The following is a 268-nucleotide window of genomic DNA, read 5'->3' as shown; positions in this document are numbered from 1 at the left end:
AATAGCCCGTCTCACAAGGCTTCCTGGGGTGGTGTCAGCTTTTTGCGACACTGATTTTTTTTCAGTTCAAGGGAATTGCACCCCTGCGTTATTCTCCATCGCGCAACAGCAACAATTAAACCAAACATCTGCGTGGAGAAAACTGGATGAAACGAATCGCACTCTCGACCCTTTCCGTGGCCCTGCTGGCCGCAGCGGGCGCAGCACACGCTCAAAGCAGCGTGACCCTGTATGGCGTGATCGATGAATCGATCCAGTGGGCTCACAA

General features: G+C 53.0%; 1 protein-coding gene. It reads left to right on the top strand.

Annotated elements, in window-relative coordinates; all coding sequences use genetic code 11:
• Positions 1-146: 146 nt before the first annotated feature.
• On the top strand, positions 147-268 hold a 122-nt coding region (locus R2R70_RS20550), incomplete at its 3' end, for a porin (protein WP_410978985.1).

It is taken from the genome of Cobetia sp. SIMBA_158 (assembly GCF_046566945.1).
GTDB classification, from domain to species: Bacteria; Pseudomonadota; Gammaproteobacteria; order Pseudomonadales; family Halomonadaceae; genus Cobetia; species Cobetia amphilecti.
Note: the sequence above shows the minus strand (reverse complement) of the source record. Positions and strands in the feature narration are given on the sequence as shown.